Annotated in this window: 12 protein-coding genes and 1 pseudogene; 5 read left to right on the forward strand and 8 right to left on the reverse strand. The window is 64.3% G+C overall.

What is annotated here, in order from left to right; genetic code table 11:
* The first annotated feature begins 8 nt into the window (after positions 1-8).
* The 3 genes from greA to recJ all read left to right on the forward strand — a co-directional run bounded on the left by greA (position 9) and on the right by recJ (position 3,313).
* Positions 9-473, forward strand: coding sequence for a transcription elongation factor GreA (gene greA, locus ACSYS9_RS10415; protein ID WP_026347191.1), 465 nt, complete (start codon positions 9-11; stop codon positions 471-473).
* A gap of 4 nt (positions 474-477) precedes the next feature.
* A complete protein-coding gene (locus ACSYS9_RS10420) occupies positions 478-1,395 on the forward strand; it encodes a phosphoglycerate mutase (protein WP_071229308.1) in 918 nt (305 codons plus the stop codon).
* Positions 1,396-1,555: 160 nt separating this feature from the next.
* Positions 1,556-3,313: a single-stranded-DNA-specific exonuclease RecJ gene (recJ, locus tag ACSYS9_RS10425; RefSeq protein WP_071229309.1), complete on the forward strand. Its 1,758-nt coding sequence runs from the start codon at positions 1,556-1,558 to the stop codon at positions 3,311-3,313.
* A gap of 64 nt (positions 3,314-3,377) precedes the next feature.
* Here recJ and ACSYS9_RS10430 read toward each other — a convergent pair whose 3' ends face one another.
* Complete coding sequence (locus ACSYS9_RS10430) at positions 3,378-4,412, reverse strand: DUF1176 domain-containing protein (RefSeq protein ID WP_071229310.1); 1,035 nt, start codon at positions 4,410-4,412, stop codon at positions 3,378-3,380.
* A 130-nt stretch (positions 4,413-4,542) separates the two neighbouring features.
* Here ACSYS9_RS10430 and ACSYS9_RS10435 point away from each other — a divergent pair, with 130 nt between their 5' ends.
* Positions 4,543-7,452, forward strand: a complete 2,910-nt coding sequence (locus tag ACSYS9_RS10435) for a VIT domain-containing protein (protein WP_071229311.1) — start codon at positions 4,543-4,545, stop codon at positions 7,450-7,452.
* Positions 7,453-7,490: 38 nt separating this feature from the next.
* Here ACSYS9_RS10435 and ACSYS9_RS10440 read toward each other — a convergent pair whose 3' ends face one another.
* From ACSYS9_RS10440 to ACSYS9_RS10465, 6 genes and pseudogenes are all read right to left on the reverse strand, one after another.
* Complete coding sequence (locus ACSYS9_RS10440; protein WP_440568522.1) at positions 7,491-8,456, reverse strand: IS110-like element ISStma4 family transposase; 966 nt, start codon at positions 8,454-8,456, stop codon at positions 7,491-7,493.
* A gap of 311 nt (positions 8,457-8,767) precedes the next feature.
* A complete protein-coding gene (locus ACSYS9_RS10445) occupies positions 8,768-9,925 on the reverse strand; it encodes a hypothetical protein (protein ID WP_440569247.1) in 1,158 nt (385 codons plus the stop codon).
* A 127-nt stretch (positions 9,926-10,052) separates the two neighbouring features.
* On the reverse strand, positions 10,053-11,033 hold the full coding sequence (locus ACSYS9_RS10450) for a phosphatase PAP2 family protein (protein ID WP_071229313.1): 981 nt from the start codon (positions 11,031-11,033) through the stop codon (positions 10,053-10,055).
* Positions 11,034-11,158: 125 nt separating this feature from the next.
* A pseudogene (locus ACSYS9_RS10455) lies at positions 11,159-11,776 on the reverse strand (acyltransferase family protein); the annotation flags it as partial.
* A gap of 231 nt (positions 11,777-12,007) precedes the next feature.
* Positions 12,008-12,376, reverse strand: coding sequence for a hypothetical protein (locus tag ACSYS9_RS10460; RefSeq protein ID WP_143048250.1), 369 nt, complete (start codon positions 12,374-12,376; stop codon positions 12,008-12,010).
* 346 nt (positions 12,377-12,722) lie between these two features.
* Entirely contained in the window at positions 12,723-13,085 is a 363-nt protein-coding gene (locus ACSYS9_RS10465; protein WP_428992382.1) for a DUF1566 domain-containing protein, read from the reverse strand.
* Positions 13,086-13,411: 326 nt separating this feature from the next.
* Here ACSYS9_RS10465 and ACSYS9_RS10470 point away from each other — a divergent pair, with 326 nt between their 5' ends.
* Positions 13,412-13,900, forward strand: a complete 489-nt coding sequence (locus ACSYS9_RS10470) for a hypothetical protein (protein WP_143048251.1) — start codon at positions 13,412-13,414, stop codon at positions 13,898-13,900.
* A gap of 69 nt (positions 13,901-13,969) precedes the next feature.
* Here the strand turns inward: ACSYS9_RS10470 and ACSYS9_RS10475 are convergent, their stop codons facing one another.
* On the reverse strand, positions 13,970-14,281 hold the full coding sequence (locus tag ACSYS9_RS10475; protein WP_071229317.1) for a hypothetical protein: 312 nt from the start codon (positions 14,279-14,281) through the stop codon (positions 13,970-13,972).
* Positions 14,282-14,390: the final 109 nt, after the last annotated feature.

Here is a 14,390-nt window from a genome sequence, read left to right on the forward strand (position 1 = left end):
GAGCCCCCATCACGATGAAGGGCGCGCAGAAGCTGCGCGACGAGCTGGATCACCTGAAGTCGGTCAAGCGCCCGAAGGTCATTGCGGCCATCGCCGAAGCGCGTGAGCATGGCGACCTGAAGGAAAATGCCGAGTACCACGCCGCGCGCGAGGAACAGGGCTTCATCGAAGGCCGCATCAAGCAGCTGGAAGGCGAGCTGTCGCACGCCGAGATCATCGACGTGAGCAAGCTCAATGCCGGCTCCAAGGTGGTGTTCGGCGCCAGCGTGACGCTGGCCGACGTGGAAACCGACGAAGAGAAGAAGTACCAGATCGTCGGTGACCTGGAAGCGGACATCAAGCTGGGCCTGATCGCCATCTCCTCGCCGGTGGCGCGCGCGATGATCGGCAAGCTGGAAGGCGATTCGATCGTGATCGACGCCCCGGCCGGCCAGCGCGAGTACGAGATCGTCAGCGTCAGCTACGTGGACTGACCCGGTGGCAACGGCGACCCTGCTGTTGCCGGCACGCAGCCGCTTTGCAGCGGCTGCGCTGCCTGATGACGTGGCGCGTGCCCTGGGCCGCGCCAACGCCTCGCAGTTCGAAGCCGGCGAGCGGGCACAGCTGCAGCGCCATTTCACGGTCGCCGCGCCGCACTGGCCGGTAGCCGCACTGAGCCGCCAGCGTGACGTCGGCGATGCTGCCGGCGCATGCTGGCTGCGTGCCGATCCGGCCTGCATGGTGCCGGACATGCACGGCGCGCGGATGATGGCCTACGGCGAAACGTTGCGGCCGACCCTGGCCGACTGCCTGGCCCTGCTGCCGGTGCTGCAGCCGTTGTTCGCCGATGCCGGGTTCGTGCTCGACGCGCCCGATCCCTCGCGCTGGTACCTGCGGCTTCCGATCGACCTGGCCCTGCCGGACTTCGACAGTCCGGACGAGGTGCTGGGCGATGACCTGTTCTCGCACCTGCCGGAAGGCGAGGGTGGCCGCCGTTGGCGGGCGCTGATGACCGAAGCGCAGGTGCTGCTGCACAACCATTCCTGGAACCAGCAGCGCGTCGCGCAGGGACAACAGCCGATCAATTCGCTGTGGTTCTGGGGTGGCGGCGTGATGCCGGTGTCGGTCAGTACGGCGCATGCGCAGGTGCGCAGTCGTGATGCCCTGCTGCAGGGCCTGGCTCTGGCGGCAGGCGTGGCCGTGGATGGCGAGCAGGCGGTGGATGCACTGGTCGACCTGCGCCAGCTGCGCTCTTTGCAGCAGCTCGGCAATGATGCGATCCGTCCGCTGCTGGCTGCGCTGAAGCGTGGCGAGCTGCAGCGACTGGCGCTGGATTTCGAGGATGGCCTGCAGTTCCAGCTGGATCGCGGACAGCGCTGGCAGTTCTGGAAAAAGCCGCGGCAGCTTCACGATTGAGCGGGGTCGGATCCGTTTTCCATCGGAAAGCGGCTCTGACCTTGGACGTTTGCCGGGGTTGCCGGCCAGCGGCCGGCACTACCGCAGCAGCCGGGCGCAATCCCGCCAGCCTCTCCCACGCGCGGTATCATCCCTCTGTCTTTCGTAACCGGCGATGCCGATGTCCCTTGCCGCCGATGCCGTGCAGCCCACCTCTGATACGCCGATGATCCGCCGCCGCGATACGGTCGCGCCCGGTAGCTGGCCGGAGGGCACGCTGCCGCTGCTGGCGCGGCTTTACGCCAGTCGTGGCGCAGGCACACCGGAACTGGCGCTGCCGAAGCTGGGCAGCCTGCATGCCCCCGAGCTGCTGACCGGCATCGGCGATGCAGTGGGCCTGCTGATCGAGGCCATCGCCAACGACAAGCGCATCCTGGTGGTCGGCGATTTCGACTGCGATGGTGCTACCGCCTGTGCGGTCGGTGTGCGCGGCCTGCGCATGCTCGGCGCGCAGCATGTCTTCCACGCGGTGCCGAACCGCATGGTGCACGGCTATGGCCTGTCACCTTCACTGGTGGAGGAGTTGGCCGAGCTGAAACCGGACCTGCTGGTCACGGTCGATCACGGCATTGCCTGCCACGCGGGCGTGACCGCGGCCAAGGCACGTGGCTGGCAGGTGCTCGTCACCGATCACCATCTGCCGGGCCCGCAGCTGCCGCCGGCTGACGTGATCGTTGATCCGAATCTGGACGGCGACGCCTTCCCCAGCAAGTCGTTGGCCGGTGTCGGCGTGATCTTCTACGTGCTGATGGCGCTGCGCCGGCAGATGCGCGAGGCCGGCGTCTTTGCCGATGGCAAGGGGCCGGACCTGACCGCGCTGCTGGACCTGGTGGCGGTCGGCACCGTTGCCGACCTGGTGGCACTGGATCCGAACAACCGTGCGCTGGTCAGTGCGGGCCTACGCCGTCTACGCGCAGGGCAGGGCTGTGTCGGCCTGCGTGCGCTGATCGAAGCCAGTGGCCGTGATGCCGCGCGACTGACCGCCACCGATATCGGCTTCGCACTCGGCCCGCGCCTGAACGCGGCGGGCCGGCTGGAAGACATGGCGCTGGGCATCGCGCTGCTGCTGACCGAAGACCCGCGCCAGGCGCGCGAGATCGCGCAGACGCTGGAGCAGATCAATTCGGAACGGCGCGCCGTGCAGCAGTCGATGACTGACGACGCCGAGCAGGCGTTGACCCGCGTGGTGCTGGACATGGCCGGCCAGCGTCCGGTGGCCGCCTGCCTGTTCGATGCCGATTGGCATCCGGGCGTGGTCGGCCTGGTCGCGTCGAAGATGAAGGATCGCCTGCATCGCCCGGTGATCGCCTTCGCCCCGGCCGAACCGGGCGCCGACACGCTGCGTGGCTCGGCGCGCTCGATTCCCGGCCTGCACATCCGTGACGCACTGGCACTGGTCGATGCGCGGCATCCGGGCCTGATCGAACGCTTCGGTGGGCATGCCATGGCGGCTGGACTGAGCATGCGGCTGGATCACGTCGATGACTTCAAGGCCGCGTTCGTCGGTGTGGTGCTGGAGATGCTCGACCCGGCGGCGCTCCAACAGCAGGTGTTGAGCGACGGCGAACTGGCCGCCGACGAACTCGATCATCGCCATGCCGATGCGCTGCGCCTGGCCGGCCCGTGGGGCCAGGGCTTCCCCGAGCCGCTGTTCGACGGCCACTTCGAAGTGGCCAACTGGCGCGTGCTGAAGGAACGCCACCTCAAGCTGGAACTGCGCCTGCCGGGCGTACCCGGCACGATCAACGCGATCCATTTCGGCGGCTGGCACGGCAACGCGCCATCACGTCACGTCCACCTGGCCTACCGGCTGGCCTGCGATGACTACCGTGGCGGCAGCGCCATCCAGCTGATCGTGGAGCACTGCCTGCCGGTTTGAGCGCCGCTTCGCGAGCGGGGCCGTGGGCGGCGCGCTATGCGTGGATCCAATCAACTGGCCAAGCTCAGGGCGTCACCTCGGTCACCAGCGTCGGCATGTGCCATGCACCCCCAGCCGCGACCAGCCGGCACAGGCCGGAGGTGGATTCATCGGTCTGCACAAAGCGGCGCCCGTCCCAGCCCCAACTCGCGGTGGACCAGCAATCGCCCAAGCCGCGGCCTTTGTGCGCCGAACTGATTACCCGACCATCGTCATCGCCGCCCGATGCGGTCACCAGTGTGGCCTTGAAGGGCGGTGCATCGTTCACTACCCAGTAACCGATGCCTTCGTTGTAGGCGCCACGCCAGCAGAGCGTAGACACCAGCAGGGAAGTCCTCCCCAGCCGGGACACGCGCAGCTCCTGCGGGCCGTCCACCATCGGCAGGCCTTCGGGTGTCAGTGCGACGCAGTCGCCGCCCGGGTTGGCCGCGGCCAGCGCCGCGCGCAGTGCGGGTGAGTGTTCCAGTGCGGCATCGGTGGCTCGTGCCGCCACCAATGGCGCCAGAACCAGCGTAGGCACCGGAAGTGCGGGAGGAACTGAGGCTTCGGCGCGCGACCCCTTGCGCATCAGCGCGCCGGGAGTCTCCAGCCGGCCCTGAAATTCGTCCATCTTCAGAAGCACCGCCGAGGCGCCACGATCGGACAGCGTCCAGCGCTGGCCATCGTTGCCGACCGCCACGATGCGGCTGCTGCGCGCCAGCGAGGCCAGGAGTGCCTTGGTCTGCGCTGTAGACAGTGTCGCCGTGTCTGCGGTCAACGACAGCACGCCCAGATCCTTGCCGTTGATCTGCAGCGACAGCTGTGTCGGCAGCTTGACCTCGTTGTACTGGCCCAGCATCAGTTCGGCGCTGACCGGCTGGCCGGGTCCGCCCTTGCGAGTCAGCAGCACCGACACCGGCAAGTTGCCGCCGACATCGTCCTGGTAGCCGGCGGCGCGGCAGGTACGGGTGTTGTCGCAGGCCAGCATCCAGTCGTAGTGGGCGAAGCGCACCCCTTTCACGCTGCCAGCGGCGGCGGCGCCGGCCAGGACCAGCAGGATCAAGGCAATCAACGGGCGCATGGTGCATCTCTGTGTGGCGAGGACTTCCATGGTGCTGGTTGGAGGGGCGTGTGTCGATGCGAGCACAGGCGCCAACCCCATTACGGTTGCTGGTGCGTTCAAAGGTCCACGATCCCACTGGAGCCCGGTCATGGTCTTCGCCCGTTGCTGCACCGTGTTGTTGCTGGCCCTTGCGGCCTGGCCCGCTGGCGCACAGTCGCCGCCGATCTCCCGGCCGCAGGCCGCCACGCCGCTGCTGATCGTGCCGGCGGCTGAGCAGCCGGTTCAATTACGACACGCCCGCATCGAGGGCGAGGTGCAGGCCGGCATCGCTCAGACCCGGATCACCCTGGAATTCCATAACCCGAACCGGCGCGTGCTGGAGGGTGAGCTGCAGTTCCCGTTGGCCGATGGCCAGCAGATCTCCGGCTTCGCGCTTGATATCAACGGCGAGTTGCGCGAGGCGGTGCCGGTACCGAAGGACCGCGGCCGCCAGGTGTTCGAGGAGATTGCCCGCCGTGGCGTTGATCCGGGCCTGCTGGAACAGACCGCTGGCAACCAGTTCCGCCTGCGCATCTACCCGCTGCCGGCCGGCGGCAGTCGGCGCGTGCAGCTGGTGATGCGTGAGCCGTTGGCCTTCGACGGCCACGGCTGGCAGTGGACGCTGCCGCTGCAGTTCGCCGCCGGTGCAGCCTCGGTTGAACTGAAGCTGCAGGCCCCGGGCGCGACGGCCGCGGGTACGGCGCCCTTCCGCATCAGCGGGGGCCAGCTGCTGTGGCAGGGCAAGGGCGCGCAGTTGCCGCAGCAGCTGCAGTGGAACCTGCCGGCAGCACGTCAGGCGCAGGTCCAGGTGGCGCCCTGGCAGGACGGGCACTACCTGTTGGCACAGCTACCGGTGGCGGCCAGCAGCACGCCGCGCACGTTGCCCAGCGAGATCGGCCTGCTGTGGGACGGCTCCGGTTCGGCGGGACAGCGCGATCGCTCGCGTGAGCTTGCCCTGCTGGATCGCTACTTCGCTGCGATGGGTGACGGCACCGTGGCCTTGACCGTGCTGCGGGATCGCGCCGAGTCGGTGCGTCGATTCCGTATCCGCGCCGGTAACTGGAGTGAGCTGCGTGCGGCACTGCAGGCCGTACGCCCGGACGGTGCCAGCGCGCTGGCGCAGTGGCAACCAGAGCAGAGGGTGAAGGAATACCTGCTGGTCAGCGATGGCCTGCTGACCTATGGGCCGGAACAGCTGCCGGCGATGGCGCCGGACCAGCGCCTGTTTGCGATCAGCAGCGCCGGTGCGCGCACCGATGCCGTGCGACTGCGTGGTTGGAGCGAAGCGCATGGCGGCCGCTTCGTTGCGCTGGGCAAGGATGTCGATGCGGCGGCGCGCGAGCTGCTGTCGTCGCCGTTGGATGTGCAGGTCGATGCGGGGCGCGGCGTGCAGGACGTGGTGATCGATCGTCGCAGTGAAGCCCATGGCTGGTTGTGGCTGCATGCACGACTGGCGGCCGACGGTGTGCCGATGCGGGTGCGCGTGGGTGGCGGCGAATGGCAGGCGCTGCCCGCCACGCAGAAGAGTGAAGACGGCGAGCTGCTGGCCGGCTTGTGGGCGCAGGCGCGCCTGCAGCAGCTGGCCGCCGACCGCCGTGGCAACCGCGAGGCGATGCAGCGCCTGTCGCAGCAGTTTGGCCTGGTCGGCCCGGACACCTCGCTGATCGTGCTGGAGACCCTGGAGGACTACCTGCGCTATGCGATCCGCCCTTCGGGCAAGCTGCGCGCCGAGTACGACGCCAGGTTTGCAGTGCAGGTAAGTGATCGTGCCGCTGCTGATCGCCGGCGTCTGGATGAAGTGGCGGCACGCTGGAAGGAGCGCCAGCAGTGGTGGAACCGCAGCTGGCCGAAGGGTGCGCCGCCGCAGTTGAAGGGCAGGGCGCTGGAAGTTGCATCCGCGGACTACGCGATGGACTCGGCGCCGGTGGCGATGCTCGCCGCGCCGGCCCCTGCGGCACCGCCAGCCCCGGCACCGATTGCCGCAGTTGCCGAGCAGCGCATGGAAGCCAGCAGTGCGCGTGCACGTCGCTCAGCGTCCGCATCGAACAAGGCACTGGATGTGGTCGCGCTCACCGGCAGCGTTGTCGCTGCATCCGCCGCCAACAATGGGGAGCTCGGCATCCAGCTGGCGGCGTGGCAGCCGGACTCGGCCATCGCCCGGCGACTGCGCCAGGGCCCGGCGTCGCAACTGTATGACCGCTATCTGGCCGAGCGCGATGCACACGCCGATAGCAGCGCATTCTTCCTCGACGTGGCCGACCTGTTGCTGGAGCAGGGTCAGCGCGACCTGGCACTGCGTGTGCTATCGAACCTGGCCGAGATGGATCTGGACAACCGGCACCTGCTGCGCGTGCTCGGTTACCGGCTGATGCAGGCTGATGCCGCCGCACTGGCGGTGCCAGTGTTCGAGCAGGTGCTGGCGATGGGCCAGGAGGAACCGCAGAGCTTTCGCGATCTGGGCCTGGCACTGGCAGCGGCAGGCAAGCCGCAGCAGGCGTTGGCGCCGCTGTATCAGGTGGTGGTGCGGCCGTGGGACAACCGCTTCGACGGCATCGCCCTGATCGCGCTGGATGAGCTGAACAACCTGGTGGCACGCAGCACGCCACGGCTGGATACCCGCAGCATCGAGCCGCGCCTGCTGCAGGCGATGCCGCTGGACCTGCGCGTGGTGCTGTCGTGGGATGCCGACAACAGCGACATGGACCTCTGGGTGACCGACCCGAACGGCGAGCGCGCGTACTACGGCAACCGCCTGACCTACCAAGGCGGGCAGATGTCGCAGGACTTCACCGGCGGCTATGGCCCCGAGCAGTTCTCGCTGCGCAATGCCAAGCCCGGCAAGTACAAGGTGGAGGCCAATTACTTCGGCAGCCGCCAGCAGCTGGTGACCGGTGCGACGACCCTGATGCTGCGGCTGACCACGCACTGGGGCACGCCGAAGCAGAAGGACCAGATGGTCACGATGCGATTGAAGGATCGTGCCGAGACGGTGCTGGTGGGTGAGTTCGAGGTGAAATGACCGACCCCAGGCATATGTAGATACCGTGTCGCCCTCGCCTAGGCAAGGGCGACGTCAGGCTCAAAGGGTCGGTCACTTCTCAGTACGCCCCAAATCAGATGGATGAGCTTGCGCATCACTGCACACATGACGACCTTGAAGGGCTTGCCTTTCGCGCTGAGCCGGTCTGCAAAGGACTTCAGTGTGGGGTTGTGGGTCTTCCCGGTCAGCGCCGGCATGTACAGCTTTTTGCGGAAATTGGCGTCGCCGACGCGTGATATCCGGCATTTGCCTTCGTAGTTTCCTGATTGACGCTGGGCCGGATTCAGGCCCGCGTGGGCAACCACCTGGCGCACGTCGCTGTATTTGCTTAGATCCCCCAGAATGGCCAACAGCTGGGCACTGCTGGTGTTGCCTACACCGGGGATGCTGGTAAGCAGTTGATGACGCCGGCGCAGGTCCGGATCGTTATCGATATGGTCCTCAATCGCCTTCTGGACCTGCTTGATCTGCTCTTCCAACGTCCGGATCACATCCTTGATCCCTTGCTGGACCGAGATATCGGCAACGTCCAGGCGGTTGTGCTCCATCTGCAGCATTTCCTGGAGATCATCTCGACGCCGTACCAAGGCGCGCAGCTTCACCTCCGAGGGCGTCGGCGGAACGTAGGGATGCAGCTTTTCCGAGCGTTGTGCCTCAAAAAACCGGGCAATCAGCTTGGCGTCGCTGCGGTCAGTCTTGGTCCGCATCCCCTCCGCCTGCCCAAACGCCTTTACTCGGGCGGGATTGGCCACATGAACCACGACCCCCGCCTCCACCAGTGCTTGAGCCAAGGCCTCGTGATAGATGCCTGTAGCCTCCATACCTACCGCCGCGTTCGGCGCATGCTTGGCGCGCCAAGCCAGAAGCTCATCAAAACCCTTTGGCGTATTGGGGAGTTTGGCCTTGGTTCGATACTTGCCGTGAGATAGAGGCAGGGCGATGTCAAAAGTCGCCTTGGCTGCGTCGATGCCGATAAATTGCATGATTTCGCTCCAGCTTGAACTTACGATCGTGATCGGAAGCCGCCAGACTTGCCCTTGTGAGTACAGGCTCTCACCCGATGGCGGGCCTAAGATACCGTTCAAGTTCCATGGCGGTGTCAGGCCGCCGACGCGCTGAATCTACTTTGCAAGCTCGAAGGCTTAAGAGCCGAGGCAGCGTCATCGGAGCCTCCCGGGTCACCGGGGGATTGTGCCTGATCAGGGCACGATCCAAGACACAAGAGTCGAGCTTGCTCGACTGCCTCGATGTAGAGCCGAGCCCATGCTCGGCTCTATACGACGCAATCCTGCTGCTATTTCCCGCGCATCCATGCGTCGAGTTGTCTAGCCAACGTACGATTCTTGTAGGCAGATGCAGCTGAGCCAGTGCCTGGAACCAGATTGATTCCTAGTCGTGCGTTTATCTGCTTGACCCATTCAGGGAAATGATCAAGCGTGGCGCCGATGATTGGCGGCAATTGGAAATCATTGCTGGTGGGATCGTCCCGGTAGGCGACGTAGGAGCCATTGCCGACGCTCAGATTGATTGACCAAGGGGTATCAGGCCAGCTGTTGAGATCAAGTCTGATCCGGGGATGCCCCGGCTCGCTGCTGTACTCACCTCCGTGATAGAGGGTGATGCTGGCATTCCAATCACGGATGTTGTCAACGTGCCAGCCCTCCCGCTGCGCCAACTGGACTGCGTCGCCCGTCATGATCCGGGTGTCGTGCAGCTGCGCCAGATGTTCGCAGAGAACGTCGAACTCGGCGTCCGCTGCGCAATGGGGCCGGGTCGCCTCGGCGGTGTGATGAAGCAGGGAGAGCACATGGCCGCGTTCCCTGTCTTCGGGCCAGTTCCTGGCTATCAGGTCGTTTGTCATCTGGATGCGTGTGTCCTCATCGAGCAGTACAATGAGCGCCATGCCCCAATAGAGGATTCGACCCATACCCTTGATATCGTGTTGCAGGAACCGAGCTGTCTCGAGAATGGTTCGCGCAAATGGGCGATATGGCAGAAATTTATCGACCTTCTCTCGCTGGGCCTGGAACGACTGGTACTTCCTGCAGTGCTCCACCAGACGCGTGCGCTGTTTCAGATCCGCGGCATTGGTAACCACACCGCTTGGCAGCTCGCCATGTTCATTGAAGCCGAAGCAGAAGAGATGCGGGAGGCTGAGGCCTGGCTGGCGTGTGTCGTAGCCCACAGGGAGCTTCGTGAGCTCCTGGTACGCGGCAACAAGGATGGGAAAGTCTCTCTGCGGAAGTCCTGCGACCTTCCAGTCTCCCACTCGCAGCCAATGGAAGTAGAAGCGTTGCAGTATATCTTGGGGCAGGCCGTTACCAGCCCTTGGTGCGAGTGCCGCGAGTTGATAGTGATAACTCGGATAGAAGTCGCCCTGACGTTCTTCAGCAAGCGCAGCCTCCTCTGATTCAATGAAGGCGGCCAGCATATTGATGTCGGATTGATCCATTGCAGGTCTCCAGGGCAAAGGTCCACTTCCGTCTGGAAGGCGACCAGGGAGAATCGCAAGGTTCTTGGGAACATCCAATGCGAATAGTTGCAAATGCCGTGAAGGTAACCAACAGGTAGGGTTAGTCTCAGACCTTGGAGACCCCATGCGGAATCCACTGCATCCACCGCGCCAGTGCCACACCGCCACCGAGGATCAACAGCGTGCCAACGGTCTGCCACAGCACTTCGGTCGCCGGTACATCAGGCAGCGGAATGGCCGCGGCGAACAGATCGATCAACGGCCGTGCCAGTAGATAGATCACCACCACAGCCAGCACGCGCAACCCCCGCTGCACGATGTTCTTCGGATCCACCGGCCAGCCGCGCCATTGCAGCCACGCCACCAGCAGGCCCAGCGCGAGCAGTCGCCCGGCTTCACCAACTGGAACGAAGCGGGTGGTCGCCGCCGCCCATGCCAGCAGCACGCCAAGCCCCAACAGGACCGGCAGTTGCCATTGCCTGCTTGAGCGCATCCCTGGCATCAGCTGCCATGCCAACAGAGCCACGCCGATGCCGATCAGCCATCCGCCCAGCACGTCGGCCAGGAAATGCCGGCCCAGGTACATCCGTGACAGCGCCATCAGCAGCGGCCAGCCCAGCGCCAACGTCCAGCGCAGCCAGCGTCGGCGAATGCCGAAGGCCAGCAGCAGGCCGACGCAGGCAGCGGTGGCCACGCCCACATGGCCACTGTTGAAGCCATAGTCGGCGTCGGGCTGCGCGCGCAGCATGGCGGTGGACTGCGCATCGGGCAGTGACCAGAACGATTGTCCGCCGCCGTTGACCACGAAGGGGTGCGACGGCATCCCTTCATCCAGCACGCGCGCATCCACATCCGACGGGCGGGGCAGGGCGGCACCCTGTTTGATCGCGTGGGTGGCGCAGGCCATCAGCAGTACCGCCAGCATTACGCACAATCCGGCGCGCAGTCGTGCGCCGAACGCGCACAGCAGGATCAGCGCCGTATAGGCCATTTCGTAGCCGAGCAGGCTGATGAATTGCATCAGCGACAGCATCCCGCCGGCGTCGAAGGTCTGCTGCAGCCACAGGTGCCAATGGGTCTGGAACATCCGTTGTCCTCATTGCGCTGTTGCCATGCGCGTAGGCGCTGACATTAGCGGATTGTCGGTTGTGGACGGGTAGAGCCGAGCCTATGCTCGGCTCACGGCAGAAGCAGCCGAACGCGGGTTCGGCTCTACAACGTTGCGGCGCGTGCAATCGGCGATGCTGGCGGATCGGCGCGCAGGCCGAACAGCGGCCGCAGCCAGCGCGAGCGGCGGATCAGCAGCTCATGGATCAGCAGGCAGCCGCCGATGGTACCGGCCAGCAGCAGGGCCGGTTCCATCCACGGGCCCAGTTGCAGTGGCTTGAGCCAGAACAACAGCACGATGATCAGGCTCTGGTGCAGCATGTACCAGGGATAGATGGCCTCGGTGCAGTACCGCAGCCAGCGGAACGGGCGATCAAGGAACACCTTTCCCCAGCCCAGGATGGCCAGCAGCGCGGTCCATACGTACAGCGACTGGCTGGTCCGGACCTGCAGGTCCCAGAACGGTTCGGGCCATTGCCGCAGGGGGGAATCGGCCGCCAGCACCTGGCCAAGGATGCGCAGGCCCATGTACCAGCCGACCGCCGCCAGTGCCAGCCACAGCGTGGTGCGGCGCAGGGCCACCACCCGTTCCCAGAACAGTGGCTCGCGACCCAGCAGGTATCCGGCCAGGAACACCGTGGCGTACTTCGCGTGCTGGTACCAGTCGCCGAGCAGGGCATTGGTGGACGGATAGATCGGCTCCAGCCAGATCACCCAGGTCATTCACGAGTCCGGACAATTTGAGTTGCGTCGCTTCACTCACAACGGGCAGTTCGGCGCATGGTTTCGGGAGCGTTCCAGCGCAGTTGACTGACGGCTTCGTTAGCGACCCGCGATTTGCTAGTGTCCCCTGATCCTGTCAGGCCGCTGCCCGCTTCGCGCCGGAAGCGGGCGTTCCTCGGGGCCTGAAAGAAACTGTGCTGAAAAGCGACTTCGGCTGAGGAGAAGTTGACCTTAGCCTGCAAGTCCGCTTGCGACGCCACCAAGCACTGCGAGGACCAGTGGATGTTGCAGAAGAGCATTGAGCTTGGCCTTGGCATCAGCTTTGGATTCGGCAGGGGCGTTCTGAGCGTCAATCGCCTTCTCCAGGCTCACAAACGCGGCTTGCAGATTTTGAAGATTGCGGTCTCTGACTTGGATGCCCGTTGAGTGAGTGATGTTCACGTTGTTGACAACACTGGATGGCGTTCTGTGTATCTTCTGTTCCTTTTGGAGCTTTAGGTCATAGCCGCCAGGGATCCCATGGAAATCTTCCCGAAAGTCGGCACGCAGCGCGGTGTAGTGCTCCGGGTCGCAGCGGCGGCCCCATGTATGTCGATACATTGGCAGCCGGCATTCATAAGGCCGGAAGTGCATCTGGAACGGAGTGCGTCTATACGAGCATTGATGACATTGCTGCGTCGCCCTTGAGTTTGGTGCTTCTCTGAGCCCGTACGAATGCGAACGGCCGGCTGTGGCCGGCCATTCGCTGGTAGACCCATCTGATTGTTAATGCAGCTGACGGAGCGTTGGGCCATCGAAATCGGCGTGAAAGAGTCGGTCGCTCACGCCATCGAAGGCCGAAGCCGGCTGGCCACCTCGTACCAGCCGGACCCGAGAGCGGTCAGGGTACCTCAGGATTAACCGTCTTCTCTTGAAAGCTCACGAGCCCTTCCCGAAGGAGAACGGTTCATGCGTCGATACTCATTCCGGGAATGAGCCAGCTGCTGGATGAAGTCCAGTACATCGTGGGTGGTGTGTACGGGAATAATTTCCCATCAATCGCAGACCAAGCAGCATCGATCTTCACCAGTGTCTCCAATTCTCGTACGTTCGGCACACGCCAGTCGTAAGCACCCTTGTACCGCTGCCGATTAGCGACCTCAGCCACTTGCATGGCGTCCGTCCATTCCAGAAAGAGCTGCACCTCCCCGGCGCAGTCACTCCCCACTTGTCCCCAGGTGCAGCGGTTCCAGACCAAGCCTGTCGCTGTATCTGCAACGACCAGTCTGTCGTTACGCACCTGCCATCGCTCCGTTGAGCGATGACGCACGATCAAGGGCGAGGCTCGGCAGGCATCCGCGGCAGGATCTTAGGGGCGGGTAACGGCCGCAACGCCGACGGGACTTATCTCCACGCATCCGAAGGCCTGCAGGACGTGAAGGGTGATGATCGGGACCGGGTGCCATCTCAATAGCACCACCGAAAGGGTCATTGGACTGGTGAAGTGCAGCCCATTCAAGTTTTCGAAGGATCGGCCGATTGAGAAAGAAGCTCCGGCTTCTCCCTGCCGACAATGAAGCAACCATCCGGTAAAACGGCCTTTTCCCCAGGGGTAATCGGTGTGACTGATGCCTTGCAGACATGGGTGCCAACACGATGAAGAAAGACATCATCGGATACGAGAGCATTTTCAGCGTGATTCTGCTGGTGTTGTTCTGCGTCCTCCTCCCTTGTATGGAGTTGATTAAAGCGCAAGCCCAGCCTTGGGTGTACCGACTTCTGGCAGGCGTTCTACTTGGGAGCATGGCTTCGCTGGCCTACGTTGCAGTGGAGGACGTCATCCGCAAGCTCCGCAGTGGGGGTTGGAAAGCAGTTCAGCCCAAGCTGAGGTGGTTGCCCGTGACCGTCGTCACATACCTCGTGGTTGTTGCCGCAGGGCTCGGGATCTGGCTGGTCGGCTGGGAAGGGAAGGGGACGGGGTGGGTGTATGGATTGGGGGTCTTCGTCGGTGCCTTTGTGGTCAATCAAAGCGTGGGTTCGCTTCTCTTGCGCGAGCATCAGGCTCTCGTGGCGACGGTCTGCCCACGGTGTGGTGGATCGGCGGCGGCGGGCCAATACAGTGACCAGCCTGACTCGTCGAACTGAGGGGACATCACTCCCGCCCAAGAGCTGCGTTGCTCGCTATCCCTCGCTCTCCGAGTCCAGCGCCGCCGACTAGGTGCGAAACTCCTCCATCTGCTCGGCCAAGAGCCCCAGCGCTTGATTCAGGGCTGCGTCAAAAAGGGAACTGCCGCTCTGGCCGTGGAGGGTGCTGATTTGGGGAGGCAGTTGCTTCCAGATCTGGGCGAGATCCTGAGGCTTTGGATGGGTCACGATAACGGCGCACAATCCGTACTCAAGCGCTTTCAGGTAGCCGTAGTGTGCTTTCAATTGAGCATCAAAGGCGGAGAGGCGTTCCAGGACATCCTCGGTCGTGGTGGTCGTGGAAAGGGGGCGGGCATGGACAGCTGGTAGTGGGCCCGTCATAGTTTGAGTCAGTCCTCAGGGCAGGCTCGATGAGTATCCTCAACGTTCTTGTCAGCCATGACCAGCTGGTGATCACGGTCGACACGCTTGCCGAAGATGCGCTGACGGG

Source organism: Stenotrophomonas sp. STK17_22 (genome assembly GCF_051983905.1).
GTDB classification, from domain to species: Bacteria; Pseudomonadota; Gammaproteobacteria; order Xanthomonadales; family Xanthomonadaceae; genus Stenotrophomonas; species Stenotrophomonas maltophilia_A.

Bases quoted from the DNA above. Each gene is read 5' to 3' on its own strand.
- recJ (WP_071229309.1), top strand. From the start codon at position 1,556: ATGTCCCTTGCCGCCGATGCCGTGCAGCCCACCTCTGATACGCCGATG.
- ACSYS9_RS10440 (WP_440568522.1), bottom strand. From the start codon at position 8,456: ATGCAATTTATCGGCATCGACGCAGCCAAGGCGACTTTTGACATCGCC.
- ACSYS9_RS10470 (WP_143048251.1), top strand. From the start codon at position 13,412: ATGAAGAAAGACATCATCGGATACGAGAGCATTTTCAGCGTGATTCTG.
- ACSYS9_RS10460 (WP_143048250.1), bottom strand. From the start codon at position 12,376: ATGTATCGACATACATGGGGCCGCCGCTGCGACCCGGAGCACTACACC.
- ACSYS9_RS10445 (WP_440569247.1), bottom strand. From the start codon at position 9,925: ATGGATCAATCCGACATCAATATGCTGGCCGCCTTCATTGAATCAGAG.
- ACSYS9_RS10435 (WP_071229311.1), top strand. From the start codon at position 4,543: ATGGTCTTCGCCCGTTGCTGCACCGTGTTGTTGCTGGCCCTTGCGGCC.
- ACSYS9_RS10430 (WP_071229310.1), bottom strand. From the start codon at position 4,412: ATGCGCCCGTTGATTGCCTTGATCCTGCTGGTCCTGGCCGGCGCCGCC.
- ACSYS9_RS10475 (WP_071229317.1), bottom strand. From the start codon at position 14,281: ATGACGGGCCCACTACCAGCTGTCCATGCCCGCCCCCTTTCCACGACC.
- ACSYS9_RS10450 (WP_071229313.1), bottom strand. From the start codon at position 11,033: ATGTTCCAGACCCATTGGCACCTGTGGCTGCAGCAGACCTTCGACGCC.